Annotated in this window: 1 protein-coding gene; it reads left to right on the plus strand. The window is 60.7% G+C overall.

Annotation, left to right across the window (positions count from 1 at the left end):
* A partial coding sequence (locus tag H9565_RS20000; RefSeq protein WP_215442146.1) for an Ig-like domain-containing protein occupies nucleotides 1-1,329 on the plus strand: 1,329 nt, incomplete at both ends.

Genomic DNA, 1,329 nt, shown 5'->3' on the forward strand with positions numbered 1-1,329 from the left:
TGTTCGAAAGGCTGGACACCGATCTGGAGATCGGCTACCAAGCCGTGTACGGGCTCGGTTCGGGCGCGGGAAGCCTGGTGCCCTCGGAGGAGAACGGTTACGCCCCAGGGGGGGAATACGGCCCTATCGTCCCCGGTACCTACCCGCTCGTCTTCACCCCTTCGGAGATAGGCCCGCAGCAACTGGTCTTCACCCTGCGCGACAGCAACGGACAGGAGATCGAGGCCGGTGTGGACTTCAACGTGGTGGAATTTATAGAAGTAATATCGATAACCCTTTCGAGCCAGGATACGATCAAGATGAAGCTCGGGGACGAGATACCCCCTGCGTTCACCTTCGACCCGCCCAATGCTACCGATCAGGAGGTAACGGTGGTCTCCAGTGACCCCGATGTCGTTCTCATAGACGAAAACAATGTATGTATCGCGGTAGGGCTGGGCACGGCGGAGGTTACCGTAACCTCCGTTTCCAATCCCGATGCCAGCGATACGGTCACCGTAGAGGTGATCCCCCCGGACAGGGTACCGGTAACGGGCATTTCCGTTTCACAGGCGGACCCCGGTGCCACGGGAGCGCAGCGCCAACTGGCGGCAACGGTCCTCCCCGAGAACGCAACGGACCCAAGTGTGACCTGGTCCTCCAGTGACGATGCGATAGCGACCGTGGACGAAAACGGTCTTTTGACCGGTCTTTCCGCGGGAACGGTCACGATAACGGCCACCTCGGTCTCCGACCCGGAGGTCAGCGGAAGCGTCCTCGTCGAGATCACGGGGGTATCGCTACAATCGGCGAACGATATAGAGGCCTTCGCGCTGAACGGCCAGATAGAGACGGCAACCATAGATACGCAGGCCCATACCGTTTCGGTGACCGTTCCCGAGGGCACGGCGCTGAACGTGGCCCCCGTACTGTTGATAGTCTCGGAAGGCGCCACCCTATCACCCGCCCTCTTGCAGGTACGCGATTTCACTTCCCCTGTGGAATATACCGTTACATCCGGCAACGGTACCGGGCAGGTCTGGACGGTAACGGCCAAGGTACTGGTACTGCCCGTTGCGGGGGATACCGATATCACGGCCTTCGGACTTCCGGGCCAGAACGGTTCCGACATCGATACCGGGAACCATACGATAACCATCAACGTACCCGACGGAACCGACCTTAATATAGCCCCGGAAATACTTGAGGTCTCCCCAGGGGCGAGCGTGGCACCGGCCATCGGCCAGGTCCGGGACTTCTCCGGGGCCGTTGCCTATACGGTGACCCCCGAGACGGGAACGCCGCAGGTATGGACGGTGAACGTGACCGTATCCCAACCCACGGGCAGTG

The organism is Zobellia russellii (assembly GCF_018728565.1).
Classification (GTDB): domain Bacteria; phylum Bacteroidota; class Bacteroidia; order Flavobacteriales; family Flavobacteriaceae; genus Zobellia; species Zobellia russellii.